Annotated in this window: 30 protein-coding genes and 1 tRNA gene; 29 read left to right on the forward strand and 2 right to left on the reverse strand. The window is 66.1% G+C overall.

Annotated features, from left to right (window positions below; all coding sequences use genetic code 11):
* Positions 1–151 precede the first annotated feature (151 nt).
* The 7 genes from Q0J57_RS05580 to Q0J57_RS05610 all read left to right on the forward strand — a co-directional run bounded on the left by Q0J57_RS05580 (position 152) and on the right by Q0J57_RS05610 (position 8,411).
* Positions 152–228: transfer RNA gene (locus Q0J57_RS05580), tRNA-Arg, on the forward strand.
* 493 nt (positions 229–721) lie between these two features.
* Positions 722–2,344: a phage/plasmid primase, P4 family gene (locus Q0J57_RS05585; RefSeq protein ID WP_297218046.1), complete on the forward strand. Its 1,623-nt coding sequence runs from the start codon at positions 722–724 to the stop codon at positions 2,342–2,344.
* A gap of 252 nt (positions 2,345–2,596) precedes the next feature.
* Positions 2,597–4,078, forward strand: a complete 1,482-nt coding sequence (locus tag Q0J57_RS05590) for a primase-helicase zinc-binding domain-containing protein (protein WP_297218049.1) — start codon at positions 2,597–2,599, stop codon at positions 4,076–4,078.
* Between the two features lie 36 nt (positions 4,079–4,114).
* Positions 4,115–5,482 (forward strand): DNA modification methylase, encoded by a 1,368-nt coding sequence (locus Q0J57_RS05595; protein WP_297218060.1) that lies wholly within the window; start codon positions 4,115–4,117, stop codon positions 5,480–5,482.
* Complete coding sequence (locus tag Q0J57_RS05600) at positions 5,472–6,221, forward strand: hypothetical protein (RefSeq protein ID WP_297218062.1); 750 nt, start codon at positions 5,472–5,474, stop codon at positions 6,219–6,221. Before Q0J57_RS05595 ends, Q0J57_RS05600 begins: the two co-directional genes overlap by 11 nt.
* A complete protein-coding gene (locus Q0J57_RS05605) occupies positions 6,218–8,119 on the forward strand; it encodes a terminase gpA endonuclease subunit (protein ID WP_297218064.1) in 1,902 nt (633 codons plus the stop codon). Before Q0J57_RS05600 ends, Q0J57_RS05605 begins: the two co-directional genes overlap by 4 nt.
* Positions 8,120–8,138: 19 nt before the next feature.
* Positions 8,139–8,411 (forward strand): helix-turn-helix domain-containing protein, encoded by a 273-nt coding sequence (locus Q0J57_RS05610; protein WP_297218065.1) that lies wholly within the window; start codon positions 8,139–8,141, stop codon positions 8,409–8,411.
* Between the two features lie 69 nt (positions 8,412–8,480).
* Here the strand turns inward: Q0J57_RS05610 and Q0J57_RS05615 are convergent, their stop codons facing one another.
* A complete protein-coding gene (locus tag Q0J57_RS05615; RefSeq protein WP_297218066.1) occupies positions 8,481–8,771 on the reverse strand; it encodes an addiction module antidote protein in 291 nt (96 codons plus the stop codon).
* Entirely contained in the window at positions 8,771–9,061 is a 291-nt protein-coding gene (locus Q0J57_RS05620) for a type II toxin-antitoxin system RelE/ParE family toxin (protein ID WP_297218067.1), read from the reverse strand. Before Q0J57_RS05620 ends, Q0J57_RS05615 begins: the two co-directional genes overlap by 1 nt.
* 310 nt (positions 9,062–9,371) lie before the next feature.
* On the opposite strand from Q0J57_RS05620, the gene Q0J57_RS05625 reads away from it, so the two are divergent.
* The 22 genes from Q0J57_RS05625 to Q0J57_RS05730 all read left to right on the forward strand — a co-directional run.
* Positions 9,372–9,563 (forward strand): hypothetical protein, encoded by a 192-nt coding sequence (locus Q0J57_RS05625; RefSeq protein ID WP_297218068.1) that lies wholly within the window; start codon positions 9,372–9,374, stop codon positions 9,561–9,563.
* A complete protein-coding gene (locus Q0J57_RS05630; RefSeq protein ID WP_297218070.1) occupies positions 9,563–11,098 on the forward strand; it encodes a phage portal protein in 1,536 nt (511 codons plus the stop codon). Before Q0J57_RS05625 ends, Q0J57_RS05630 begins: the two co-directional genes overlap by 1 nt.
* A 10-nt stretch (positions 11,099–11,108) precedes the next feature.
* Positions 11,109–13,322, forward strand: coding sequence for a hypothetical protein (locus tag Q0J57_RS05635; RefSeq protein ID WP_297218072.1), 2,214 nt, complete (start codon positions 11,109–11,111; stop codon positions 13,320–13,322).
* Between the two features lie 11 nt (positions 13,323–13,333).
* The gene (locus tag Q0J57_RS05640) at positions 13,334–13,699 is read left to right on the forward strand and encodes a DUF2190 family protein (RefSeq protein ID WP_297218073.1); all 366 of its coding nucleotides are present in this window, start codon (positions 13,334–13,336) and stop codon (positions 13,697–13,699) included.
* Between the two features lie 73 nt (positions 13,700–13,772).
* Complete coding sequence (locus Q0J57_RS05645; RefSeq protein WP_297218074.1) at positions 13,773–14,339, forward strand: glycosyl hydrolase 108 family protein; 567 nt, start codon at positions 13,773–13,775, stop codon at positions 14,337–14,339.
* Entirely contained in the window at positions 14,336–14,650 is a 315-nt protein-coding gene (locus tag Q0J57_RS05650) for a hypothetical protein (protein WP_297218077.1), read from the forward strand. The genes Q0J57_RS05645 and Q0J57_RS05650 overlap by 4 nt, the downstream gene beginning before the upstream one ends.
* On the forward strand, positions 14,631–14,861 hold the full coding sequence (locus tag Q0J57_RS05655; RefSeq protein ID WP_297218080.1) for a hypothetical protein: 231 nt from the start codon (positions 14,631–14,633) through the stop codon (positions 14,859–14,861). The genes Q0J57_RS05650 and Q0J57_RS05655 overlap by 20 nt, the downstream gene beginning before the upstream one ends.
* The gene (locus Q0J57_RS05660; protein ID WP_297218083.1) at positions 14,842–15,132 is read left to right on the forward strand and encodes a hypothetical protein; all 291 of its coding nucleotides are present in this window, start codon (positions 14,842–14,844) and stop codon (positions 15,130–15,132) included. The genes Q0J57_RS05655 and Q0J57_RS05660 overlap by 20 nt, the downstream gene beginning before the upstream one ends.
* Before the next feature lie 11 nt (positions 15,133–15,143).
* Positions 15,144–15,401, forward strand: a complete 258-nt coding sequence (locus tag Q0J57_RS05665; RefSeq protein ID WP_297218086.1) for a hypothetical protein — start codon at positions 15,144–15,146, stop codon at positions 15,399–15,401.
* Complete coding sequence (locus Q0J57_RS05670; protein ID WP_297218090.1) at positions 15,394–15,999, forward strand: hypothetical protein; 606 nt, start codon at positions 15,394–15,396, stop codon at positions 15,997–15,999. Before Q0J57_RS05665 ends, Q0J57_RS05670 begins: the two co-directional genes overlap by 8 nt.
* Positions 15,992–16,360 (forward strand): hypothetical protein, encoded by a 369-nt coding sequence (locus Q0J57_RS05675; protein ID WP_297218092.1) that lies wholly within the window; start codon positions 15,992–15,994, stop codon positions 16,358–16,360. The genes Q0J57_RS05670 and Q0J57_RS05675 overlap by 8 nt, the downstream gene beginning before the upstream one ends.
* Complete coding sequence (locus Q0J57_RS05680) at positions 16,353–16,994, forward strand: hypothetical protein (protein ID WP_297218095.1); 642 nt, start codon at positions 16,353–16,355, stop codon at positions 16,992–16,994. Before Q0J57_RS05675 ends, Q0J57_RS05680 begins: the two co-directional genes overlap by 8 nt.
* On the forward strand, positions 16,994–17,179 hold the full coding sequence (locus Q0J57_RS05685; protein WP_297218097.1) for a DUF2635 domain-containing protein: 186 nt from the start codon (positions 16,994–16,996) through the stop codon (positions 17,177–17,179). The genes Q0J57_RS05680 and Q0J57_RS05685 overlap by 1 nt, the downstream gene beginning before the upstream one ends.
* Complete coding sequence (locus tag Q0J57_RS05690; protein WP_297218100.1) at positions 17,180–18,655, forward strand: phage tail sheath subtilisin-like domain-containing protein; 1,476 nt, start codon at positions 17,180–17,182, stop codon at positions 18,653–18,655.
* Between the two features lie 15 nt (positions 18,656–18,670).
* Positions 18,671–19,048: a phage tail tube protein gene (locus tag Q0J57_RS05695; protein ID WP_297218103.1), complete on the forward strand. Its 378-nt coding sequence runs from the start codon at positions 18,671–18,673 to the stop codon at positions 19,046–19,048.
* A gap of 9 nt (positions 19,049–19,057) precedes the next feature.
* The gene (locus Q0J57_RS05700; protein WP_297218106.1) at positions 19,058–19,312 is read left to right on the forward strand and encodes a phage tail assembly protein; all 255 of its coding nucleotides are present in this window, start codon (positions 19,058–19,060) and stop codon (positions 19,310–19,312) included.
* 136 nt (positions 19,313–19,448) lie between these two features.
* Positions 19,449–21,200, forward strand: coding sequence for a hypothetical protein (locus tag Q0J57_RS05705; RefSeq protein ID WP_297218109.1), 1,752 nt, complete (start codon positions 19,449–19,451; stop codon positions 21,198–21,200).
* Complete coding sequence (locus tag Q0J57_RS05710) at positions 21,200–22,414, forward strand: DNA circularization N-terminal domain-containing protein (RefSeq protein ID WP_297218111.1); 1,215 nt, start codon at positions 21,200–21,202, stop codon at positions 22,412–22,414. The genes Q0J57_RS05705 and Q0J57_RS05710 overlap by 1 nt, the downstream gene beginning before the upstream one ends.
* A complete protein-coding gene (locus tag Q0J57_RS05715; RefSeq protein WP_297218116.1) occupies positions 22,407–23,558 on the forward strand; it encodes a phage baseplate assembly protein in 1,152 nt (383 codons plus the stop codon). Before Q0J57_RS05710 ends, Q0J57_RS05715 begins: the two co-directional genes overlap by 8 nt.
* Entirely contained in the window at positions 23,555–24,208 is a 654-nt protein-coding gene (locus tag Q0J57_RS05720; protein ID WP_297218118.1) for a phage baseplate assembly protein V, read from the forward strand. Before Q0J57_RS05715 ends, Q0J57_RS05720 begins: the two co-directional genes overlap by 4 nt.
* A gap of 1 nt (position 24,209) precedes the next feature.
* Positions 24,210–24,722, forward strand: a complete 513-nt coding sequence (locus Q0J57_RS05725) for a phage GP46 family protein (protein ID WP_297218121.1) — start codon at positions 24,210–24,212, stop codon at positions 24,720–24,722.
* A gap of 9 nt (positions 24,723–24,731) precedes the next feature.
* A partial coding sequence (locus Q0J57_RS05730; protein WP_297218123.1) for a baseplate J/gp47 family protein occupies positions 24,732–25,627 on the forward strand: 896 nt, incomplete at its 3' end.

Here is a 25,627-nt window from a genome sequence, read left to right on the forward strand (position 1 = left end):
ACGGTACCGGGCATCTGCTGACAAGCCTGTGCAGGGTGTTTTGTCCAGTGTTCTCATCGGCGTGCCGCGCACTGGCGTTATTGGCCCCCGATAAGCATTCCTTCGCATGAAATATTGACAGAAAAATGCTTTTTGCATATAAAAAAAAGATGCGCTCGTAGCTCAGTTGGATAGAGCGACAGCCTCCTAAGCTGTAGGCCACAGGTTCGATTCCTGTCGGGCGCACCAGAACGAAATCAAGGGGATACGTGCGTCAGGCGCGTGTCCCCTTTTTTGTATTCTTCCCTACGGGGCGATTTTGTCACCCGCCTGTCACCCAGGTGCAGAATTTTTCTTGCCTCATCTTGGTCGGCATATAGCTGGGCGCCCGCCACCTTGCGCCCGCAGAAAGCCTCTGCCGATCTTGCAAGAGCCGTGCTCGCAGGAGTATGCGGGCGCGACCTTCCTCGGGCGCATGCCCCCACAGGGGCGCGCCTATCCCCCCCCCTCTCCCCCAGTCTTCCTATCCTTCCAGCAAGGTCCTACGGCGCAGCCGCGTTCAGCAGCGTTGCCGGGTCCTTTCTGGCCCCCATCTCTCGCGGGTGCTTTCGACTCCCAAGAATCGCGGGATTTTTTTGGAAATTTTCCGCGGGAATCCGGGAAGACTCTCCGGCGCTGCTGTGCCGGCGTCCTCCTGTCTTAGCGCACGCCTCTTCATTAGTGACTCCATCGAGGTGACCCGATGACCGATCAAGAAATGCTGCAGCAGGTTCAGAACCGTATTGCCGAAGAACAGCAGGCGCAGCCCGCCAGCAGCGGGCAGAAGGCTGACCGCAACGCCCTGCCCTCGCCGACGCACGATTTTGTGGAGCGCTGCCTTTATGCCAACGAGCTGGGCGACGGGCTGCTGTTTGCCTATCTCTTCCGCGGACGCCATGCCTATGTGGGGCAGGCGGACGAGTGGATATACTGGTCTGGCCATCATTGGTCCGTGGACCTCATTGAAAAGGGGCATCATGCCCGGGCGGATGTGGAGCATGTGGCCCTGGCCTATCAGGAAACCGCCCGGCATTTTGCCTCCCTGGCCAAGAGCGCCGAGCATGACGGCGACAAAGAGTCGGCGACGCGCCTCAAGGCCAAGGCCGACAAGATGAAGGCCCGCGTGGCCAAGCTGCGGACGGATCCGGGCCGCAAGCGCTGCCTTGAGTTTGCCAAGACCAATCTGGAATCGCCGCTGGCCATTGCCGGCAACGAGATCGACCGCGACCCGTGGGCGTTGCCCATGGCCAACGGCGTGGTGGATCTGCGCACGGGCGAGCTGCACCCTGGCCGCCCGGAGGACTGGCTGGTGAAGTCCAGCCCGGTGGAATGGCAGGGCATCGACGCCCCCTGCCCCCACTGGGAGCGCTTCGTCACCGAAATCATGGGCGATGACCCCGTGATGGCGGCCTTTCTGCAGCGCGTCTTCGGCTACGGCTGCACGGGGCTGGCCCGCGAGCACATCTTTCTGGTGCTGTTTGGGCGCGGGCGCAACGGCAAGGGCATCATGACCGAAGTCATCCAGACCGTGCTGGGCGGCCAGAATGCCACGGCCAGCCTGGCCGGGCCGGTGCAGTCCGAGATGCTGCTGGACCAGGGCAAGAACCGCAGCGCCGCCGGCCCCAGCCCGGACATCATGTCCCTGCGCGGCCTGCGCATCGCCTTTGCCTCCGAGACCGACGAGGGCCAGCGTTTCAGCCCGGCCCGCGTGAAGTGGTTCAGCGGCGGCGAGACCCTCACCGGCCGTTACCCGCACGACAAGCGCAATGTCAGCTTCGAGCCGTCACACCTGCTCTGCCTGCTGACCAACCACAAGCCGCACGCCCCGGCCAGCGACTTTGCCTTCTGGGAGCGCCTGCTCCTGGTGGACTTCCCCCTCTCCTTTGTGGATCGCAAACCGCAGAACGAGAACGAGCGCCCCATGGACAAGGGTCTGAAGGATCGCCTGCTCCAGGAGCTGCCCGGCATTGCGGCCTGGCTGGTGCGCGGCTGCCTTGAGTGGCAGCGCGTAGGCCTGGATCCGCCGGCCAAGGTGCGCGAGGCCACGGCCGAGTATCGCAAGGACGAGGACATGCTGGCTGACTTCATCGAGGAATGCTGTGTCCTGCAGCAGCCAGGGGAAAGCGACATACGCACGCCGGCCTCCGAGCTGTACGATGCCTTCTGCGAGTGGTTCAAGGTCAACATCTCTTCCAAGAAGACCGTTTCGCAGAAAGCCTTTGGCAAGATGATGCTGGAGAAGTTCCAGCGCGAGCGCAAGGGCGGCATCTATTACTACTATGGCATCAGCGTTTCCAGCCAGATGCAGCACGAGCTGGACGAGTAACAGGACCATGACAGGAGTATACGGGAGGGCATTTTCTGTCCGTCCTGCCTGAAACCCTTTGGAATACAAGGGGATTCTTCTGCCGCAGGATGATGTGACCATTTTTTCCATAATTCTTTCGCATGTGCGCAAGCGCTTTTTTAAAAAAAGTTCTTCAGAAGAATGGTCACATCGTCCTGTTTTTTGAAAAAAACCTGTTATTGCAGAATATTGCATACATGATGGTGCCATGCTCATGGCAGGATGATGGTGATGATAGCGCAGCTTGTTCAACAGCGCGGCCTGAAGGCCGTCAAGGTGGCCGGAACGCATGGCGGCGAATATGCCTGCCCCTGTCCCGCCTGCGGCGGCAGGGATCGCTTCCGCTTCTGGCCGGCCCAGGGGGAGGGCGGCACCTGGTACTGCCGCCAGTGCGGCAAGGGCGGGGACTGCATCCAGTTTCTGCGGGACTTCGAAGGCCTGAGCTATGCCGAGGCCTGCCGGCGTCTGGGCGTGGAACGTGCGCCCCTGCCCACGTCCATCATGCCCCGTCGTGAAGGCGCCCGGGCGTGGACGCCATCCGAGATGCCGCTGCCCTGCCCCGCCTGGCAGGAGCACGCCGCCAAACTGCTGGACTACGCCCACCAGCGCCTGCTGGGCGACGACGTGCAGTTCATGCGCCTGGCCATGCGCGGCATCGATCCGGCGGCGGTGGAACGCTACCGCCTGGGCTGGCTGCCCGGCGAGAACGGCAAGGACGGCTACCACCGGGACCGCGGGGCGTGGGGCCTGCCGCCGGAGACCAACGCCCGCGGCCGCAAGAAGTCCCTGTGGATACCGGCCGGCCTGGTCATCCCCGCCCTGGGCGAAGACGGTGCGGTGCTGCGCCTGCGCATCCGCAGGGACGAGGAAGCGCGCGCCCGCTTCGGCGCAGACATGAAGTACGTGGTGGTGCCCGGTTCCAGCATGCGGCCCTTGCTGCTGCGCCCCGAGGCCAGGGCCTTTGTGGTGGTGGAGGCCGAGCTGGACGCCATTGCCTGCGCCGCGGCTGCCGAGGCCGCCGGGCTGGACGTGGGTGCCTTTGCGGCTGGCACCAGCCTGGGCCGTCCGGATGCCGTGGCCCATGCCGTTCTGCGCCGGGCGCTGTGCATCCTCGTGGCGCTGGACTTTGACCAGCCGGATGCCCAGGGCCAGCGGGCCGGCGCCAAGGGCATGCCCTTCTGGGCGCAGACCTACCGCACGGCCCGGCGCTGGCCCGTGCCCAGCGGCAAGGATCCCGGCGACGCCGTGCGTGAGGGCTGGGAAATTGCGGACTGGCTACGCATCGGCCTGCCCCCTGTTTTTGCCGGTACAGCCACGCAGTGCGCGAAAACAGCGCCCTCGTGCGACCCTCTTCCGGATGCGGAGCAGGCCCGTGTGACCATGCCCGCTGAACAGAACCACAACCAGGGCGCGGGGGAAGAGCACAGCCGTCCCCGGCCGCCGCTCCCGCCCCAGAGCCGGCAGCGCATGGAAGCGCCGGCGCCCCCTCGCCGGCGGGGCGGGGCACGGTATCTCACCCACCCCATCGGCCCGCTGGACAGCCTTGAGGTGCTGGCCCGGGCCGGCCTGCGGGCCATCCCGACGCCTGATGGCGATTTTCGCCTTACCGGGCATGAGCACTGGCCGGACGAGGATCTGCCCCGGCTTATGGGCTGGCTCAGGCGCCACGGAGAATGGGTACGCGGCGCGCTCTACGGTGAGTGGACATACTGAAAGCCCGCCGGCATGGCAGAGGCTGAAGGAGACGACATGAGACACATGAATCTGGAATACTGGCCGCTGGAGCGTCTGCACGCCTGCGAGCGCCCCCTGCGCAGCAACGATGCCTGCGTGGAGCGCATGGTGGCGGCCATACAGCACTACGGATTCCGCGTGCCCTTGCTGGTACGGGCCGACGGAGAGGTGGTGGACGGGCACCTGCGCCTCAAGGCGGCGCGGCAGATGGCTCTGGACAGCGTGCCCGTGCTGCTGGTGGATGATCTGGACGACGGGCAGGTGCGCGCCTTTCGGCTGCTGGTCAATCGTTCGGCCACGTGGGCGACGTGGAACGAGGCGGCTCTGTCCCATGAGCTGGCAGAATTACAGGCCCTGCACGTTGACCTGACCCTCACGGGCTTCGAGCCGCGCGAGCTGGACCGTTTCCTGGGGGCACTGGCCCTGGATGCCGAGGACGCCCTGGATGCCGCTCCGGAGCCGCCCGTGCAGCCTGTCAGCCGTCCTGGTGATGTCTGGCTGCTGGGCGGGCATCGCCTGCTCTGCGGGGATGCCACCCTGCCGGAAGCCTACGCGGCCCTCATGCAGGGCACGGAAGCCGACATGGTCTGGACAGACCCGCCCTACAACGTGGGTTACGAGGGCAAGGCCGGCACGATCAAGAATGACGCCATGAGCGACCAGGCCTTTGCCGCCTTTCTGCAGCGTGTCTTCCGGCGGATCGCCGCCGTCGTGCGCAAGGGCGGCGCTGTCTACGTGGCGCATGCCGATGCCGGCCAGCTGGGTGTGGCCTTTCGGCAGGCGTACCTGCAGGCCGGTCTCAAGCTGGCCAGCTGCCTCATCTGGCGCAAGAACACGGGGGTACTCTCCCGCGCCGACTATCACTGGCAGCACGAGCCTATCCTCTACGGCTGGCGTCCGGGCGCGCCCCATGCCTGGTACGGTGACCGCAAGCAGACCACCGTGCAGGACGCCTTTCCGGCCGCGGTGCGCGAGGCGGGCGAGGAACCCTGCTGGCACATCATGGACGGCGAGCGCATCGTGCGCATCAGCGGCAGGGATGTGCGGGTGGAGGTGCTGTCCGGCTCCGTCTTCTGCGAGGCCAAGCCCCAGCGCAATGCCGACCACCCCACCATGAAGCCGGTGGCCCTCATCGAGCGCATGCTGGCCAACAGCAGCAAGCGCGGCGACGTGGTGCTGGACCCCTTTGGCGGCTCTGGCTCCACGCTCATGGCCTGCGAACGTCAGGGCCGCATCTGCCGCACCATGGAGCTGGACCCCCGCTTTGTCGACGTGATCATCCGGCGCTGGGAAGATGCCACGGGCCGCGAAGCCCTGCTGGAAAACGGCGTGCAGCCTTTTGCCGAGGTGGGCCTTGTCCGGGGAGTGCCCCATGCCTGCTGATGACGAATTGCTGCGTCTGGCCCGGCAGTCTGCCGAGACAGACCTGCCCTTTCTCCTGCGAGCCAAGGAAGAGGCCAAGAAACGCATGAAGGAAAACCCCACGCCGGAAAATGTGGGCGGCTTCAATCGTGCCCGGCAGGCGCTGGAAAGCGAGCTGGCCCGGCGTCAGGGGCAGAGTACCACCCGCAGCTACAAGACCCAGCTGGATGCCGTGGCCTACCTCAAGGACGCGGGCTACAAGTGCAGCAAGAGCCAGTTCAACCGGGACGTGAAGGCCCGCAAGGTGCCCCGTACGCCAGAAGGCTGGTTCGATGAAGCCGCTCTGCTGGGCTATGCCAGCGCCAATCTTACGCCCGCCGGGCAGGTGGCCGACCGTCAGCTGGCCGATGCCACCACCAGCCGCCTGTCGGCGGACGCGGAACTCAAGAAATACCAGGCCGAGCGCGCCCGCCTTAAACTGGAAAAGGAGCAGGGCCTGCTCATGCCTCGCGCCGAGCACGAGCGCGACCTGGGCGCCCGCGCCCTGTTCTTCAGAAACGAGGTGCGCAACTTCATCCACCTGCACGGTGCCGCCATGATCCATCTGGTGGGCGGCGAGGAGGCGAAGCTGCGCGAGCTGGTGCAGTGGTGGCTGGAGACCACGGAGATCTGGATGGATGCCTGGTCGGGCGAGCGGGAATTCCTGCTGGACGATGGCGACAGCGGCGATTCCCTGCCGCCCGAGGGGGAGGACGCGTGAATATCCGCTTCTGCGAGGCCGAACGGCGCATCTTTGCCCGGCGCGAGCGGCTGAGCGTCTCGCAATGGGCCAGCCGCTACCTCATCGTGCAGGACGGCATCTACCGCGGCAGCCCGCTGCGGCTGGATGTCTCGCCCTTTCTGGCCGGCCCCATGGATGCCTTTGGCGATCCGCGCGTGCGCGAGGTGGTGGTCTGCGGCTCCCTGCAGGTAGGCAAGACCCTGCTGCTCTACGCCTGTCTGGGCTGGGCCATGGACTACCGGCCGGGCATCAAGATGCTGACCATGCCCACCCGCGAGTCCCGCGACCGCGTGGTGGAAAAGAAGCTGCGCCCCATGCTCCAGGGCAGCCCCCTGCTGCGCCGCATGGTGGGCAAGTACCGGCGCGAGAACATCCTGCTCAGGGATGGCACCAGCATCGAGCTGGCCACGGCCGAATCCCCCAGCCAGCGCGCCTCCATCACCGTGCAGGACCTCATCGTGGACGAAGAAGACCTCTACAGCGGCAGCGGCGAGTCCTCTCCCCTACAGGACTTCAAGGGCCGCACCCGCTCCTATGGCGACTTCGCCAAGATCATCCGGGCCTGCCAGCCCAAGGGCGACGAAAGCTCGTCCATCTGGCGGGGCATCACCGAGCAGGTGGACCAGCTCATGTGCTACGAGGTAACCTGCCCTGCCTGCCGCCATGTCCAGCTCATGGACGTGGGGCACATCGTGGTGCCCGGCGGCGAGACGGACACGCGCCTCATCCGCTCCCGCAAGCTGGCCCGCTACCGCTGCCCGCACTGCCAGTACCTGTGGAGCGACCACTCCCGCGATCTGGCCGTGGCCGCCGGCCGCTGGCGGCCCTATGTCTGGACGGGCGCGGCCTTTGAGCCGGCCCCGGAGGTACGCGACGCCCGCAGCCTGGGCTTTCACATGCCGGCGATCCTGTCGCGCTTTGTGAGCCTCTCCGATCTGGCGGCCCGGCGGGCCATTGCCCAGGCAAGTGATGATGCGTCCGTGCAGCGCCAGTATTACAACGACGACCTGGGCCTGCCCTGGTCACCGGTGGAGTTGCAGACCGACGTGGAGCACGTGCTGGCGCGGCGCGATCCGCACCTGCCCCCGCGCACCGTACCCCACGGGGCCGTGGCCCTGACCTGCGGCATCGACGTACAGAAGCGCGGCTTCTGGTACCTGGTGCGCGCCTGGATGCCGAGCCTGGCCAGCTACGTCATCGACTACGGCTTCCTGAGCAGCTGGGACGAGGTGGCCGCCCTGGTCTTTGACACGTGGTATCCCGTGCAGGGGCCGGACGGCACGGATGCCGGCGAGCGCATGCCCATCTGGCGGGCCGGCATCGACTCCGGCGGCACCGAGACCGAGGGCGTCTATACCCGCACCGAAGAGGTCTACATCTGGGTGCGCGCCAATGGCGGCGGCGTGGTGCATGCCTGCAAGGGCGCCAGTCGCCCGCAGGCCGCGCCGGTGCGCTGGGTCATCCGCGAGCGCATGCCGCACAACGGCCGGCCCATCCCCGGCGGCCTGCGCCTCTATCTCATCGACAGCGGCGCCTTCAAGACCACGGACATGGGCCGCCTGCTCAATGCCGACAGCCGCCAGCCCCTGCGCTTGCATGCCGAAGCCGACGAAACGCTGGCCTCGCAGCTCTGCGCCGAGCGGCTGGTGCGCAAAAACGGCAACCTCGTCTGGGTGCGGGAACACAAGGACAACCACCTGCTGGACTGCCTCATGCTGTCGGCCGCAACGGCTGACGCCTCCTGGACGCCCAGCCTGCCGCACTACATCCTGCAACAGCAGGCGCAGGCCCGGATGCAGACACGGATGCAGACCGCCGGCCAGCGTCCCCAGCAACGCAAGCGCCCGCAGCCCGAAGCCGCGGCGCACAGATGGTAAGCCCAGGGAGGACGACAGAATGGCCTTTACCACAACAGACGGCGACATCTCCGGCGCATCCGCCATGCGTGTGGAACATGGGCGCATGCTCTACGGCCTGCGCGAGATCGCGGCCGCCCTGCACTGCTCGGAAAAAAGCGTGCTGCGCTACGTGGCACAGTATGGCCTGCCCGCAGGCAAGATCGGCGGCCGCTGGTGTGCCGACGAAGCCCGCCTGCGGGAGTGGCAGCGTGCTCACCTGGTCTCGTCCGCCCCTGTGCCGTTCGTGCGTTCTGACAGGCTGCCCCGCTGAGGATCGCAAAAAAAGGGCGAGAGGCTCAGCTCCCGCCCGTGAAAGTCGGAATTGGGGCGTATTCGGCGCCTAGGACGTGACCGTGGCCTGCAGGTGGATATTCAGTCCCTTCATGATGCGCAGGATGGTGTCAAAGCGCGGCTTGGCCCCTGGCCGCAGGGCCTTGTACAGGCTTTCCCGGCCCAGGCCGGTGGCTTCAGCCAGACGAGACATGCCGCGCGCCCTGGCCACCGTGGCCAGCGCGGTAAGCAGGCGGTCAGGGTCGGCATCCTGCATGGCATCAGAAACATAGGCCGCAATGGCCTCTTCGCTGTCCAGAAATTCGGCGGCATCAAAAACGCGGAACCTGCTTTCGTCCATCAGTCGTCCTCCATCATGGCCCTTGCCCGGGCAATGTCCCGTGCCTGGCTGGACTTGTCGCCGCCAACCAGCAGCAGGTACACAATCTCCCCCCGCTGGGTGTAGTAGATGCGGTATCCCGGGCCATAATGCACCCGCATTTCGCACAGCCCCTCACCGAGCGGTTTCACATCGCCAAAGTTTCCCTGCTCCGCGCGTTCCAGCCGGGCAAGAATCTTCACCTTGCCCCGGACATCTCGCAGGGCTGACAGCCATTGGCCGAATTCCGGGGAAAACTTAAGGATGTTCATGAAGAAAATGTATCTACTTGGATACATACTGTCAAGGCCCCCATGCCTAGCCCCCTTGAGCAGCGCCAGCAGGCGGATGTGGCAGAGCCTTCCGGGCAGGAGCAGCAGGCAGCAAAAAACACCCGGATCGTTGCGCCCCAACCCTAAGCGGGGAAAAACCGGACAAAACCGGACAAAACCAGACAAAACCGGACAAAATCGGAAAGTGTTTACATTTTTCTCATAATTGTGCTAGCTCCATGCGAAAGAATGAAAGTTTTTCGCATGGAGCATTTTCATGGCCGGGTATTGGAGAACACTTTACGAAACAATGCGGCAAGACCTGCAGTCTCCCGCATTCCGTCAGTTCGGCAGCTACAGCATTGGCGGCCGCAGCTTCTCCTACCGCAGCCTTACCGAGTTCCGCCAGCTTCTGGACTGGGTCGAAAAGCAGGCGGCGCTTGAGGATGGCGTGCCGACCTACCGTGCCCGCAGGCTGGCACGCAACGGGGGGCGCGGCTGATGTGGCCCGCACCTCTCCCTGCTGGTCGCGCCTCCCGTCGGGGTGGCCCTTCCCGCCTGCGGCGGGCGGGGCGCCCCGCATCCGGCCAGGTGCGCGCCGCAGGCTATGACGGCGCCTCCAGCCCGCGCGGCACCGGCAACTGGGTACCCGCCAATGCGGATTTCAATCAGATCCTGGGCATGGACAGTGCCCACATGCGCGCCCGTGTGCGTGATCTGGTGCGCAACTTTCCGCCCTTTGCCCGCGCCGTCAACGCGCTGGTGGCCTTCACCGTGGGCAGCGGCTCCCGCTTTCAGTCCCTGGCTACCCTGCCCGACGGCACGCCGGACATGCCCGCCCGCAAGCGCATCGAGGATCGCTTCCGTGCCTGGATGGAACAGGCCGATGTGACGGGCCGCCTGCACTTCTACGAATTGCAGCAGCTGGCCAAGCGGCAGGAATGCGAGTGCGGGGAATACATCCTGCGCTTTGCCCGCCCCCGTGACCGGCGGCGCGGCCTGCTGGCCCTGCAGATGCACGAGCCGGAAAACCTCTCCAGCTGGCGCATCCAGGGCCAGGAGCCGGACAGCGACATCTGGCAGGGCATCGAATACGACATCTGGACCGGCGAACCGCTGGCCTATCACTTCCAGACCGTCTTCGGCTGGGAGCGCCAGCTGCGCACCTGGCGCGAACCGGCCTGCAACGTGCTGCACGGCTTCCAGACCCTGCGTCCCGGGCAGCTGCGCGGCGTCACGCCCTTTGCCCCGGCCATCCTCATGGCCCGCGACATGGGCGATTACACCACGGCCGAGCTGGGCGCGGCCAAGATGGCCGCCAAGTGGCTGGGCTTCGTGCGCTCGCAGGACCCCAGCTTCTCCCAGCTCACGCGCGGTCTGGGTAATCCTGCCGCCTGCCTGCGTGACGAGGTGGAAAACCTCGAAGACCTCACCATCGAATACCTGAACAATAACGAGGACGTGTCCTTTGCGCCGCCCTCGCAGCGCCCGGGCGACAGCTTTGACCGCTTTGTGCGCCACACCCTGCGCATGGTCGCCATCTGCCTTGACCTGCCCTACGAGATACTCTCCGGCGACTACACGTCCATCAACTATTCCACCAGCAAGGCCAGCCGCAACGACTTTGCCATGTTCCTGGTGCCCCATCAGTTCCGGGCCGAACAGCATTTCATCCGCCCCGTGTTCCGGCGCTGGCTGGACTACGAGGCCCTCACCCAGGACTACCTGCCCGGCTACTGGCAAAACAAACACCGGTATCAGCGGGCCATGTGGATACCGGCCGGCATGCCCAGCGTGGACCCCCTGCGCGACGGCAAGGCCCAGATCGACAGCATCAATGCGGGCATCCTCTCGCCGCAGATGGTCATCCTGGGCGAGGGCCGCGATCCCGAAGAGGTGGTGGAACAGCGGGCCTCCTGGGCGCGCCTCTGCGCTGCGCACGGCATCGATGCCACCACCGGCGCCGTGAGTACCGGGCTGGCCAGCAATCCCGCCAGACTGGGCGCCAGCGAAAGCGCCGGAACCGCCCCAAAATAAGGAGATTCCCATGTCCTTTGTGACCCGTGCCACCCCGCTGGGCGCTGGACGCCCCCTGACACTGGATGAAGCCGCCCGCTCCGTGGAGGTGGTGGCCTCCACCCAGGTACCGGCCAAAGTTTTTGATTTTGAGGAATGGCAGCCCGTCCGCGAGGTCCTGCTCATGAGCGGCTGCCAGCTGCCCGATTCCGGGCGCGTGCCCCTGCTGGACTGCCACAGCCGCGAGCATGCCGGGGACATTGTGGGCAGCTTCATGGACATGCGCGTGGAAGACGGGCCGCAGGGGCCGCAGCTGGTGGGCCGGGCCGTCTTTTCGGCCACGCCGGATGGCGAGGCCCCGTTCCGCAAGGTGGCGGAAGGCCACCTTACCGATGTGTCCATCGGCTACGAGGTCATTACCTGCCAGCGCATCCGGGCGGGAGAAACCGCCGTCATCGAAGGCGCGTCCTACGATGGCCCGCTGCGCGTGGCCACGCAGTGGCGCCTGCTGGAACTGTCCTGCGTGCCCATCGGCGCGGACAGCTTTGCCAAGATTCGTTCCGCCATACGCAACCCCCAACCGGCCCGCAAGGGCAAAAAGGAGAAAACCATGTCCAGACATGAAGACGGGCAGCACGAGGCCCGCAGTCTGCTGACCAGGCTGCGCCGCCTGCTGGGCCTGCGCGAAGACCCCGAAGAGCAGCCGCAAACGCCACAGGAAGACCCGCGGCAGGCCACTGTCACCGATGAGGCCGGCGTCAGCGTGGAACCGGAACAGCTCGACGATGCCGAGCTGGAACAGCTGGTGGAAGACCTGGGCGCCCTGCTGGATGAAGCCGAGGCCGAACAGGCTGGCCGCGAAGACAGCCCGCAGGAAGGGGAACAGCGCGAAGGCAAAGACGATGCCCCCGCCTGCCGCAGCGCCGTGCTGGCCAGGGTCATGGCCGGCCTTACGCCGGGTCAGCGCCAGCGCTTCGGCCAGCAGCTGGAGCGTCAGCGCATCCGGGGCATCCGCGAGCTGGCCCGCAGCTTCCAGCTTTCCCCGGATCAGGAAGACAAGCTCGTTTCTTCGGGCATGAGCCTTGGCCGTGCCCGCAAACAGGTGGAGGACATGGTGGCACAGCGCCAGCATTTCGGCCCCGGCTATCAGGCCGTGAGCGTGGGCCGCACGGAAAAGGAAACCTTCCGGGCCGCCGTGCAGGACAGCCTGCTGCTGCGCTGCGGCGCCAGGCTGGACAAGCCCGCGCCCGGCGCAGAAGAGCTGCAGGGCCTGACCCTGCGCGAGATTGCCCGCGAGCTGCTGCTGCGCTCCGGCCAGCGCACCAGTGGCGACATTCGCACCATCGTGGGCCGTGCCCTGACCACCACAGACATGCCCCAGCTGCTGGTGGAGACCAGCCGGCGCACGCTCATGGAAGCCTACGAGCAGGCCCCGGAAACCTGGCGCGACTGGTGCGAGACCGGCACGGCCACGGACTTCAAGGCAGGCAAGGCCCTGGGCCTGGAAGGTGACGTGACCCTCAGAAAGATTCCCGAATACGGCGAATATACCGACGGCCGCCTGGCCGAAAATGCCGAGGAATACCGCGTGGAGACCTTCGGCCGCAAGCTGGTGATCTCCCGTCAGGCCATCATCAATGACGATCTGGGCGCCCTCACCGACATGCCGCGCATGTACGGCGAGGCCTGCGCCGCGCTGGTGGGCGATGTGGCCTATACGGCCCTGACGGATGCCAGCCTCACGATGGGCGACGGCAAGCCCCTGTTCGATGCCGCGCACCTCAATCTGTTCACCGGCAAGGGCGGTACGCCCACGGTGGAGAATCTGGGCGCGGTGGTCACCGGCATGGAGCTGCAGCAGGACAGCTTCGGCAGGGTGGTCACCATCCAGCCCCGCTTCTTCCTGGCGCCCATCGGCCTCAAGACTGCCTGCGAGTCCTTCTTCAATACCCAGATCAACGCCGGGCCGGTGGTGGGCACGCAGGCGCAGCCGCTGGTCTACAACCCCTACGGCGGCGACTTCTTCCGGCGCATCTATGACCGCCGTCTGGATATGGCCGGGGCCACCACGTGGTATCTGGCCGCGGCCCGCAGCACCGTCAAGGTCTTCTTCCTGGGCGGCGTGCAGGCTCCCTACATCGAGAGCCGCGACAATTTCGATACCGACGGCTTCGAGACCAAGGTCCGCATGGACGTGGGCGCCAAGGCCCTGCGCTGGATCACGCTGGCCAAGGCCACCGCGTAAAGGAGGATATCATGCAAAATGCGTATTCCATGGGCCGCTGCATCCACCACACCCCCGCCAAGGCCGTGCTGGGCGGCGAGCTGGTCGTGCTCACCGGCATGGTGGCCGTGGCCAGTACCGATATTCCGGCCAATGAAGAAGGAGCCTGCGAGGTGGAGGGCGTGTTCGCCCTGCCCAAGAAGGCCGGCGAAACCCCCAAACAGGGCGCCCCTCTCTATCTGGCCGAAGACAAGACCCTCACCGTGACCGCTGGCACGCAGTTCGTGGGCACAGCCTGGGCCGATGCGCCGGCCAATGACCCCACGGTGCTCTGCCGCATCAATTTTGGCTGTGGCGCTGCCGGGGCCGCTGCTGCGGCCAGCGAACAGGGCAGCTAAGCCCTGCTCCCTTCCTGCAATGGCCGCGTGCTCTGCGCCCCTGCGCAACACGCGGCCCCACGAGGAATCCGCCATGGATGACAAACGCCTTCTGGACCTGTCCTTTCGCTTCTCCATGGGAGCGGAAGGCAACGACACCTACACCGATGACCCCGATGATCCCGGCGGGCCGACCAAGTACGGTTTTGCCCTCAACTACAACCGAAACATCCTGCCGGACAAGGACGGCAACGGCCGTATCGATGCCACGGACGTCAAGCTGCTCACCGGCGAGGATGCCCGCACGCTCTATGAAGAAGGCTACTGGCGGCGCTACGGCTGCGCCAGCCTGCCCGGCCCGCTGGCCTTTTTGTACGCAGACATGGTTTTCAACCCCGGCCCCGGCATTGCTCCTAAGCTCCTGCAGCGGAGCCTGTGCGCGCTGGGCAGCTCCGTCACGGTGGACGGCATCATCGGCCCGGCCACGCTGGAGGCGGTGCATGCCGCTGACGGTGCTGCCCTGCTGGTGGAGCTGAGCGCCCAGCGCCTACGCTACTACGGCACGCGCGGCAGCTACGGCAAGTACGGCCTGGGCTGGGACCGCCGGGCGGCCCGCTGCCTGGGCATGGCGCTGGGCATCCTCTGGGGCACCGTGGCATGAACCTCGTCACCCTGCTTCTTGCGCTGGCCCTGCTGCTGGGGGCAGGTGCCTCTGCCGTCTATCTGGGCAAAAGCCTGCATGAGGCGGAAGAGCTGCAGCACAGTCTGCGCGTCAGCCAGGCCCGCAACGAGGCCACGGAAAAGGCCCTGACCAGCCTGGAAGAGGCCCGGCAGCAGGCCATGGACAAGGAGAAATCCCGTGAAAAAAGCCTGCAGGCAGCTGACCGTCTGCCTTCTGCTGAGCGTTTTGACGCTTATGACCGCCTGTTCGACAGCATCGAGGCGGATAGAGGTGGTCAGCCCGCCCCCTGAACTGCTGGCGGACTGTCCGCCCCCGGCCATATCGCGCGAGGTGCTGCCCGCCATTGCCACAGGCAGAACCGATGACGCCGGACGCTCCTATGTGACCTACGTTCTGCAGGTAGAATCCGCCTTTGAACGCTGCCGCGCCCGCAACAGGGCGCTGCGGGTCTGGCTGGAGCGCCTGCAACAGGGAGTACACCATGATCAGGCCAGACCCTGACGATCAGCTGCCCGGCTTTGCCCGGCAGCAGCATACCGGCATGTTTCCGGGCACGAACGGCCACTGGTCGGACCGCCCCCTGCATGGCGGCCGCCCTTCCCTGCCCCGAAAAATGCTCCGGGCAGTGCTCATGGCGGTTCTGGCCTTTGCCGTCCTGGCCTTTGTGGATCTGGGCCTGAGCATCATCTTTCCGGAAAGGCCCGCACGGGTGGCCGGCATGCTGCTTGATCCCCTGCTGCGCTTTCTGGGTCTGCTGGCGCTGGGGGTGTGAGCATGTACGACATGATCGTGAGAGATGTGCTCAACGGCGCCTGCGCCGTGCTTCTGCTGCTCACTGGTTTTATCCTGAAGGCCATCTACGAGATGCTCAAGGAAGTGCTCAAGCAGCAGCGTGTCTGCCCGGAACGCTTTGCCGACCGTGCCCGCAACGATGCGGCGCATAAGGAGTTTTACGATAGTCTTGAGGATTTGAACGTGCGTGTGTCCGTGCTGGAAAAGGCGCGGAGCCTGCACTGCGGGGAGGAAGATATCCGTGCCTGACATCTGCAGCATAGATGGTGACTGGGAGGACTGGCTGTCTGACATCTGGGATGAGGTGGATAGCATCATTTCGGAGTCCAGACTTCGCTGGGCAGTGGTTAATGCCACCAATGACACGCTCAGGCATATGCGTACCTATCTCTCCCGGGAGATACGCGCCACCTATTATGTCAAAAAAGCCGATATCGATGCGGCCATGCGCCTCTACAAGGCCCGCCAGCGCGGTTGGAATATCAAAGGCAGCCTGAGTTTTCGTTACCGGCAGTCCTTGCCCTTGTCGCAATTCGGTGCCCGGCAGGGAAAGACCTACGTCTCGGTCAAGGTGCTCAAGGCGCACCGCGCCCGTCGTATCCGGCCCGGTGGCGACAAGAAAATCATGGCCACGGGCAAGGGGCGGGCCGCTGTCTGGATAGCCAAGGGGCATGTGATGGCTCGTGTGGAAGATCGGAAAAAGCCGCTAGTCTTATACGGCCCCAGCTTCATGGCCTTTTTCCACTCCCCGGAAAAGGAAGAGATGCTCGCCCGCGAAGAGAATACGTGGATGCTCAAACGCCTGCGCCATCACGTGCAGCGACAAGCGAAAACATACTATGACTGATACGCACCAACTTACAGAGTTCGAACAGGCGCTGGCCCGCGACACGGCGCTGGTCTTCCAGGCCCCTCTGGGTGCCGGGATCACCGTGACTCTGGTGGCCGAGGACGGCGGCACCCACGAGCTGCGGGCCATGTTCGCCACTCCGGAAGCAGAACCCCTCTCCGGCGTGGCCAGTGCGCCGGTGGTCAGCGTGGCTCCCACCCTGCACGTGCCTCTGCGCGATGTGCAGGCGGCGCTGGGGCGCCCCCTCTCCACCCGGGATCGCGTCATCGTGCGCGGCCGTACCTACCGCGTCCTGAATCCGCAGGACGACGGCTACGGCCTGCTGGAATGCCGCCTGCTGGAGGCCGCCCATGTCTGAAATTCTGTTCGCCTGGGGCGGCGTCCATCCCCGCACGCTCATCCGCCGGGCCGTCTGTCAGGTCATGCGCGAGCATGACGGGCTGGCCGCTCTTGTCAATGGCCGTGTCTGGCCCAACCGCATGGAACACTGGTTTCGCAGCGAGCTACCGGCAGCCGGTGTCTATACCGTCAGCGAACAGCGCGTGGAGTCTGATACGCGCCCCGAACCGAAGGAACGGGTCATCTCCCTGGCCGTGGAGCTGCTGGGCGGGGAGCTGGAGGCCGTGGACGATACGCTGGACGCCCTCTGCCTCCAGACAGAGCGGGCCGTGCTGCGTCTGGACGCCATCGGCCGGGCCATGGGCGCCATTGTGGACGCCGGCCTGCCCGAACCTCTGCCGCTGGTTTGCGGCACGCATCCGGCGGATACCCTGCTCTCCATCACCCACACCGGCACCGAGCTGGGCATCGTGACTGACGGTGCCCGCGAGTACGGCGTGGCCACCCTGAGCATTGATCTGGAATACCGCTGGCCCGTCGTGCCGCCGGAGCTGGCCGATTTTCTGCTGGCCCATACGGACTGGTACGTCCACCCCGGTGATGACCAGGTGGACATGATCTCACAGGTAACCTTTGCCCCGGAGGAAAACTGATGCCCCACCCCACCACCATGCTTGTCGTGCCCGCCGTGCGCCATGGCCGCCCCCTGCGCATCGCTGATCCGCAGTCCGGCCAGTACCTGCCGCCCGAGGGCGCGCTGGTCCCCCGTTCCGCGTTCTGGCTGCGCCGTCTCAAGGACGGCGACGTGCAGCCCAAGCCCGCTGGCAAGGAGGTCTAAATGTCCATCGCCTTCAATGTCCTGCCCGATACCGTCCGCGTACCCTTTGCCTATGCCGAGTTCGACGGCTCCGGTGCGTCCGATGATCCGGCCATCATGCCCTACACCGTGCTCATGGTGGGGCAGATGCTCGACAGCGGCACGGCCGAGGCCGGCAGCGTACAGCGCCCCATGAGCGCCGCCCAGGCCGCCACCCTCTTTGGTGAGGGCAGCCAGCTGGCCGCCATGTGCGCCGCCTACCTCAATGCCAACAGCATCACCAAGATGCTGGCCATCGGCGTCAAGGATGCCGAGGAAGGCACGGCCGCCAAGGGTGCCCTGACCATCAGCGGTACCTGCGTCAACGCCGCACCGCTCTGCCTCTATATCAACGGCACGCTGGTGCGTGCCGCCGCGCCCCTGGCAGCCGAGGCCTCTGCCGTGGCCGAAAACCTGACCAACGCCATCAATGCCGACGCCAGCCTGCCCGTGACGGCCACCTTCAGTGGTGGCGAGGTCAGCCTGACCGCCCGGCACAAGGGCGAGTGCGGCAACGATATCGACCTGCGCATCTCGTACTACGATGAGGACAAGCCCGGCGGCCTGACCTTCAGCTTCACCCAGATGAGCGGCGGCGCGGGCAATCCTGATCCGGCGCCAGTCATCGCAGCCATGGCCAACGACCAGTACCACGTCATCGCCTGGCCGTGGACGGACAGTGCCAGCCTTGCCGCCCTGCGCGATGAGCTGGCGGACCGCTGGGGGCCTCTGCGCCAGATCGACGGGCAGGCCATCGTGGTCAGGCGCGGCACCTTCGGCGAGGTGACCACCTTTGCGGGCGAACGCAACGACAAGCACCTGACCGTCTTCGCTTCCGAGGGCAGCCCCACCTCTCCCTGGGAGGATGCGGCCGCCACGGCGGGCGTCATCGCCTATTACGGCAACAACGACCCGGCCCGCGGCTTCAATACCCTGCTGGTGCCGGGTGTGCTGGCGCCGGCTCCGGCCGACCGCTGGACCGACTTCCCCGAAAAGAACCAGGCGCTCTACGAGGGCGTCTCCACCCGCTATGTGGCTCCGGACGGCACGGTGCGTCTGCAAAAGTGCATCACCACCTATCGCCTCAACGATCTGGGCGCCGAAGACAAGGCTTTCCTCTCTCTCAACAGCCCGCTGACCCTCTCCTACCTGCGTTACGACTGGAACAATTACCTGAAGACCAAATATCCGCGCCACAAACTGGCCTCGGATGCCGATGCCGCCCGCTACGACGCCAGCCAGCCCATCATGACGCCCAAGCTGGGCCGGGCCGAGGCCATCGCCCGCTTCATGGACGCCTGGCTGCCCATGGGCCTGGTGGAAGGCAGCGAGCAGTTCAAGGCCGCCCTGCTCTGCGAGCGCAATGCCAAGAACGAGAACCGGCTGGACTGGCTGCTGCGGCCTGATCTGGTCAACCAGTTTGAAGTGGCCGGAACGCTCATCCGGCACATCGTCTAAGGGGGGGTGAGAAGCATGGGCAACGGTACCAACAATCGCCGGGCAGGCATCATCTACGTCAAGGTGGACGGCCAGCAGTACGACGCCAAGGGCGCCTATACCTACAATCTGGGCAAACCCAAGCGCGACGCCATCATCGGCGCCGACGGCGTGCACGGCTACAAGGAAACGCCGCAGGTAGCCTTCATCGAGGGGGCCGTCACGGACAGTGACGCGCTGGATCTGGCCGCTCTGGTAACGGCCGACAATGTGACCGTCACGCTGGAACTCAATAACGGCAAGGTGGTCACCCTCTCCAATGCCTGGTTTGCCTCCGAGGGCAGCGGCAGCACGGACGAAGGCGAAATCGCCGTGCGTTTTGAATCGCGGCGCGAAGCCGTGGAAAGCAATTAGGAGGAACACATGGAACCCATTGTCATCAGGCTGCAGACGCCGCTGACCCACGGCACCGAAACCATCACCGAGCTGCGCTTCACCCGTGAACCGCAGGTGCGCGACATGAAGGGCATCAAAATTCGCAACATGACCTTTGACGACATCCTGCTGCTGGTGTCCCGCCTGGTCAATGTGCCCCCCAGCGTGCTGGGGCAGATGTCCATGAGTGACTTTGCCGGCGTGGGCGAGGTGGTGGCAGGTTTTTTGGGCGATGGCCAGTAGACTGGGCCGATGCGGTCATCCAGCTGGCCTGGCTCTATCACTGGCCGCCGTCCGAGCTGGATGCCATGACCGCACGTGACCTGGTCTGGTGGGTCGAACACACCGTGGAACTGAGTAAAACCATGAGGACAGTCTGATGGCCGCCCGGCAGAGCCGCTTTGATCTCATTATCAACGCTGTGGAGCGCGTCTCCGCGCCCTTCCGCCGTATCGAGCAGGCCATGGAGGGCGTGAGCGAGCGCGCCGAAAGGGCGCAGCAGGCCATGGGCCGCCTCGCCCGGGTAACGGGCCTGCAGCGTCTGGCAGGCAGCATCGGCACCGTGCGGGACAGGCTGCAGGGCGTCCTGCAAACAGGGCAGGCAGGGCTGGAGCGCCTGGGCGCTCTGGCCGGCCGCCTGTCCCTGCTGTTCGGCGCTGCCGGCGGCGGTGCCCTGGCCCTGGGCCACGAGGCCGCCACGGCAGCCGCCGAGGCCGGCAAATTTGCCAGCATGGTGGGTCTGGGCACCACCAACTGGCAGGAATACGCCGGCGCCGCCAGGCTGGCCGGGGTGGAGGCTGACGAGCTGGCCAGCCTCATGCTCACCCTGCAGGAACGGGCCGTCAATGCCGCCAATGGCGAGGAAGGCGACATGGAGATGCTCAAGCTCATGGGCATCAGCGCCAGGAATGCCAGGGGCGAGCTGAAAAACGCCGATACCCTCCTGCTGGAGCTGGCCGACCGCGTCAAGCAGATGCGCGATGCCGGCGAAATGGGCAAGGCCGCGGGCATCATGAACCAGCTTGGCGGCGAAGAAGGCGCCCGCCTGCTGGACCTGCTGCAAAACGGCCGCGCTGGCCTGCTGGCCATGCGGCAGGAAGCCCGCGCGCTGGGTCTGGTGCTTTCCGAGGATGACGTTGCCGCCGGCAAGCGCTTCAATTTTTCCCTGGCGCGTGTGTCCGCCACCTTTCGCGGCATGGGCCTCACGCTGGGCAAAACCTTTCTGCCGGCCCTCACCTCCCTGCTGGACAAGTTCCAGAGCTGGCTGCAGGTGCAGCGCGACATCATGGGCGCAGGCTTTGAAGCCTGGGTACGGCAGCTTGATCTGGATGCGGTCTGGGCCTCGGTGGAGCGCTTTTTTGCCGCGCTTGGCCGCCTGGGCAGTGCGCTTCAATACGTGGCGGATCTGTGCGGCGGCTGGGGCAATGTGCTGACCATGCTGGCCGCCCTGCTGGGCGGCAGGCTGGCCCTGGCGCTGGGGGCGCTTGTGGCTGCTGTGGGGCAGCTGGGCATGGCGCTGCTGGCTACGCCCGTGGGCTGGTTTCTGGGCGCTGTGGCTGCCATCGCCGGGGCCGCCTACGCCATCTACAAGAACTGGGACGGCATTGCCGGCTACTTCTGGAACCTTTGCGCAGAGGTCAAGGCCGCCTTTGAGGAAGGCTGGCTATGGGGTGTGTTCCGCTGGCTGCTCAACTTCAATCCGGCCCGCTGGGTTATGGACGGCCTCAACGAGCTGGTGGCCACCCTCACGGGCATTGATCTCTACAGCATTGGCGGCCAGTGGATCGACAGCCTGCTGCAGGGCGTCCAGCAGGGCTGGCAGAAGCTCACGGGCTGGCTGGGCAAGGGGGTTGATGCCCTTACCGGCATTTTCCGGGACGACAGCGCACCGGGAGCCGCCGGGACTGACGGCGGCACAGCAGCCTTCCCCATGGCGGACCCTCTCAACATGACGCCCGGCGCACGGGAGCTGCTGCGTTCCAGCCGCAGCGAGCAGGTCATCCGGCAGGAGAACACGGTGCGCATCATCGCCCCCGAGGGCATGCGCCTGGAAGGCGATGGCCAGGGCCGCGGCCTGGATGTGCGCGGCGATGTGGCCGAGGCCGGAGTCCTCAACGCAGGAGCCATCTGATGGATATGTGGAAGATGCAGCTTCGGGCCGCCAGCTTCCGGGGCGTGTCCTTCGGGGTCACAGCCGATGAAAGCGAGGGCGGCCGCCGCACGGTGACGCATGAATTCCCCCAGCGCGAGACCCCCTACGTGGAGGACCTGGGCGGCGCGCCGCGGCGATTCACGGTCCAGGCCTTTGTGCTGGGCAGTGATTACATGAGCCGGCGTGATGCGCTGGAAGCAGCCCTGCAACAACCAGGGCCGGGCACGCTGGTACATCCCTGGTACGGCGAGGTGCAGGTCAGCCAGACCGCCCCCTACAAGGTCCGGCACAGCGCCCAGGATGGCGGCATGGCCGTCTTCCAGCTCTTTTTCTGCCGCGATGCCGAACCACACAGCCCGGCCGCCAGCGTCAACCAGGGCCTTCGTGCCCGTCTTGAGGCCGGGACCGCGGGCCTGCTGGCCTGCGACAGTTTCGACAGTGCCCTGCGTCTGGCCGGGCAGGCGGAATGGGCGGTCAGCCAGACCTACAGCCTCATGGTGGATGCCGTGAGCACGGTGCAGGCCGTCATGCACGGCGATGTCTCCACTGTGGCGGATCTGCTGGGCGCGGCCACGGGCTATGACCTCATGCCGCTGGCCAGCGTGGGCCAGCATCTCTGGAGCGTGCTGCAAAGCATCGGCAGCCAGTCGGGCCTTGCTGACGCGGCCGTGTCCGGACGCTGGGCCAGCGTGGCCCGCACCGACTTTTTGCCGACCGTGCCGGACAACGTCGGCTCCCAGCGTGCGGTGATCCAGAACAACGGTCTGGCTGTGGAGAACCTGGTGCGCCGTCTGGCCCTGGTGGAAGCGGCCCGTGCCGCCACCACGGCCCAGCCCGCCAGCCGGAGCGAGGCGCAGCAGCTGCGCTATGATTTTTGCGATGCGATGGATGACGTGCTGGCGCTGGAGCCGGTGATTCCGGACATGGCGCAGGCCAGCCGCATACGCCGCATGGAGCTGGAGCTGGCTGCTTCTCTGGCCAGTCTGCGTTCCGGCACGCTGGCCACCCTGGCCGAAGCCGCCCGCCGTGCGCCGGAGGTGGTGACCATCACTCCGGCCTGTGTGCTGCCTTCGCTGGCCCTCTGCTACCGCCAGAGCGGCGGCGTGGACCTGGAGGCCGATCTGGTGGCCCGTAACCGCCTCATCCATCCGGGCTTCGTGCCCGTGGAACCGCTGGAGGTGCTGCGTGGCTGACGACATCACCCTGCGCATCGATGGCGTGGACTGGACCTACTGGACCTCTGTGCAGGTCTCCCGCCAGATGGATGCCATCGCCGGGACCTTTTCCCTCTCGCTGGCTGACAAATGGATCGGCGGCGCCCAGGCGCTGCCCATCGCTGCGGGCATGGCCTGCCAGATACTCATCGGCGGCGAGCAGGTCATGGACGGCTATATCGACCAGGTCAAACCCGCCTTTTCCGCTACGGCGCACGGCATCAGCGTCACCGGCCGCGACAAAAGCGCCGATCTGGTGGACTGCGCCGCCCTCCTCAGCCCCGGCCAGTGGCTCAACTGCACCGTGCTCCAGCTGGCGCAGGAACTGGCCCGCCCCTTCGGGGTCAGCGTCAGGGCCGAAGGCGACGTGGGCGCGCCCATTGCCAGCTTCAAGCTGGAGGAAGGCGAGACCGCCTTCGAGGCTCTGGACCGTGCCCTGCGCCAGCGGGAGCTTATGGCCTGCCCCGACGGCAAGGGCGGCATGGTGCTGCTCAAGGCCGGAGCGGGCACAGCCAGCGGCAGCCTGCGGCAGGGGGAGAACATCCTTTCGGCCGAGGGGCAATTCGATATGGCCGACCGTTTTTCCGACTACATCGTCAAGGGCCAGAAGCCCGGCACCGATACTGGCTGGGGCAAGGAGGCCTGCGCCGTGCGCGGCCAGTACCGCGACCAGGCCGTACAGCGCTACCGGCCCATGATTATTCGGGCTGAACAGTCCGGGGATGCCGGCAATGCCCACCAGCGGGCCGCGTGGGAATGCAGCGTGCGGGCCGCCCGGGCTGTGACGGTCACGGCCACGGTGCAGGGCTTTCGCCAGCAGGGCGTGGGCCGGGAGCAGTCCGGCCCCCTCTGGCAGCTCAACCAGATGGTGGATGTGGATTTGCCCTATCTGCGCATCAGCCAGCGCCTGCTGGTGGCCGGGGTGGAATTCCGGCGCGATGCCACATCGGGCAGTACCACCCGTCTTACCCTGCGCGATCCCGCGGCCTTTGCTCCCGAACCCAAGGCAGAGGCGACGGGAGGCGCCAAGGGCGGTGGTGGCAATGCCAGAATGGAGAAGGAAGTGGACCTGCAGACCCGCCTGGCTCAAGACGCCGCGGCACGGCAAAAGGCCATCAAATGAGCGACCGGCAAACTCTCCGCCTGCTGGAACGATTGTCCCGCCGCATGCGCAACATCGTGGCGCGTGGCGTCATCTCGCTGGTGCGCGATGCCCACAAATGGCAGTCCACCCAGCTGGAGCTGCTGGATGGCGAGGTCCTGGACGATGCCGAGCGTGCCCAGCAGTACGGTTTTTCCTCAGTCCCCCACGCCGGGGCCGAGGCTGTGGTGCTGTTCGTGGGCGCGGACCGCTCGCATCCCGTGGTGCTGGCCGTGGATGACCGGCGCTACCGCGTGCAGGCCCTCAAGGACGGCGAGGTGGTGATCTACACGGATGAAGGCGACCGCATCCACTTGAAGCGCCAACGCACCATCGAGGTGACCACAAAACATTTCGTGCTCAAGGCCGAGGACGACGTGCGCATCGAAACCAAAAATTTCACGGTTCAGGCTGCCCAAAGCGTGCAGGTGGAGACCGCCAGCACGCAGTTCGCCACCGGTGCGCTGGCGTTTGGCGGCCAGGGCGGCGGTGGCGTCACGGCCCAGCTCACCGGCGGCATCGTGGCCTCGCAGGACCTGCAAAGCAACGGCGGCGCCGTCTCCCTGAACCGGCATGTGCATGCTGGCGTCCAGGCCGGGGGCGATACGACGGCCCAACCCGTGGGAGGATAATATGGATATCTGTCTGCATTTTGACCAGGAGCATGGCCTGTTCGATGCCCTGCTCTCCGGCCCGCTGGCTGACCTGCAGGGCGATGAAAGCCTGATGACGGCGGTGATCATTTCCCTGTTTACGGACGCGCGGGCACATGACGACGATCCCCTGCCCGATGAGCGCGTGGGCGTGTCCAGCGACCGGCGCGGCTGGTGGGGAGACTGCCTGCCCGATGCCCAGGGCGAGCAGACGCTGGAGAGCATCGGCTCCCGGCTCTGGCTGCTCTGGCGGGAGAAGGATCTGGACAGCGTGGTGGCCCGCGCCCGGCAGTATGCGGAAGAGGCCCTGGCCTGGCTGACCCGGGAGGGGCATGTCAGCTCCCTGAGCGTCAGCGTGGAGCGTGTGCAGCCGGGGCACCTGGGTATCAGTGTGGCCGTGCAGCCCTCCGCCAGCGATGCCCCGGGCCGCGAGTGGCGCTTTGTCTATGATTATCAGCAAGCCCAGCCGGTAAGCGTCCGGCTGGAGGCATAGGAGGCAGCCATGGCCTGGGAACGTCCCACCCTCACCACTCTGCACGAGCGCATTGCCCGTGATTTTTCGGGCCGCCTGCTGGATGGTGCCACCCTGCTCCGCCGCTCCGTGCTGGCGGTGCTGGCCAAGGTCTGGGCCGGGGCCTGCCATACGCTGCACAGCGTGCTGGCCTGGCTCTACCTGCAGGTTTTTGTGGATACGGCCGAGGGCGAATACATGGAACGCTGGGCCGGGGTCTGGAACATCGCGCGCCTGCCTGCCGCCGCGGCCGCGGGCGATGTGACCTTTTCTGGGCAGGACGGCGCCGCAATTCCGGCCGGCACTCTGCTGCAACATCAGGCCAGCGGCCAGCAGTACCGACTGGAAGACAGGGCCGTCATCTCCGGCGGCAGCGTCCTGGTGCGCGTGACCGCCGTGGAGAGCGGCACTGCCGGAAACCGGGAGGCCGGGCAGCCGTTGCAGTTGCTTTCTCCCATTGCGGGCCTGGAGAGCGTGGCCGTGGTACAGGCCACGGGCCTGACGGGCGGCGCGGATGCCGAGAGCGACGATGCCCTGCGTGCCCGCGTGCTGGAGCGCCTGCGCCAGCCGCCCCGCGGCGGCAGCATGGCGGACTACGTGCGCTGGGCCAGGGAGGTACCGGGCGTGACCAGGGCCTGGTGCTATCCCATGCATATGGGCATCGGCACCGTGGGCGTCTGCTTTGTCTGTGACGGGCAGGAGGACCCCTTCCCGGCCGAAGAGATGGTGCAGCGCGTGCAGGAGCACATGGAGCCGCTGCGCCCGGCCACGGTCAAGGAGCTGGCCGTATTCGCCCCCGAGCCGCTGGACGTGACCGTGCGCCTGCGCATCTCTCCGGACACGGAGGCTCTGCGCGACGCTGTCCGGGCCGAGATCGAGGACGTCTT

Source organism: uncultured Desulfovibrio sp. (genome assembly GCF_944324505.1).
In the GTDB taxonomy this organism is placed as follows: domain Bacteria; phylum Desulfobacterota; class Desulfovibrionia; order Desulfovibrionales; family Desulfovibrionaceae; genus Desulfovibrio.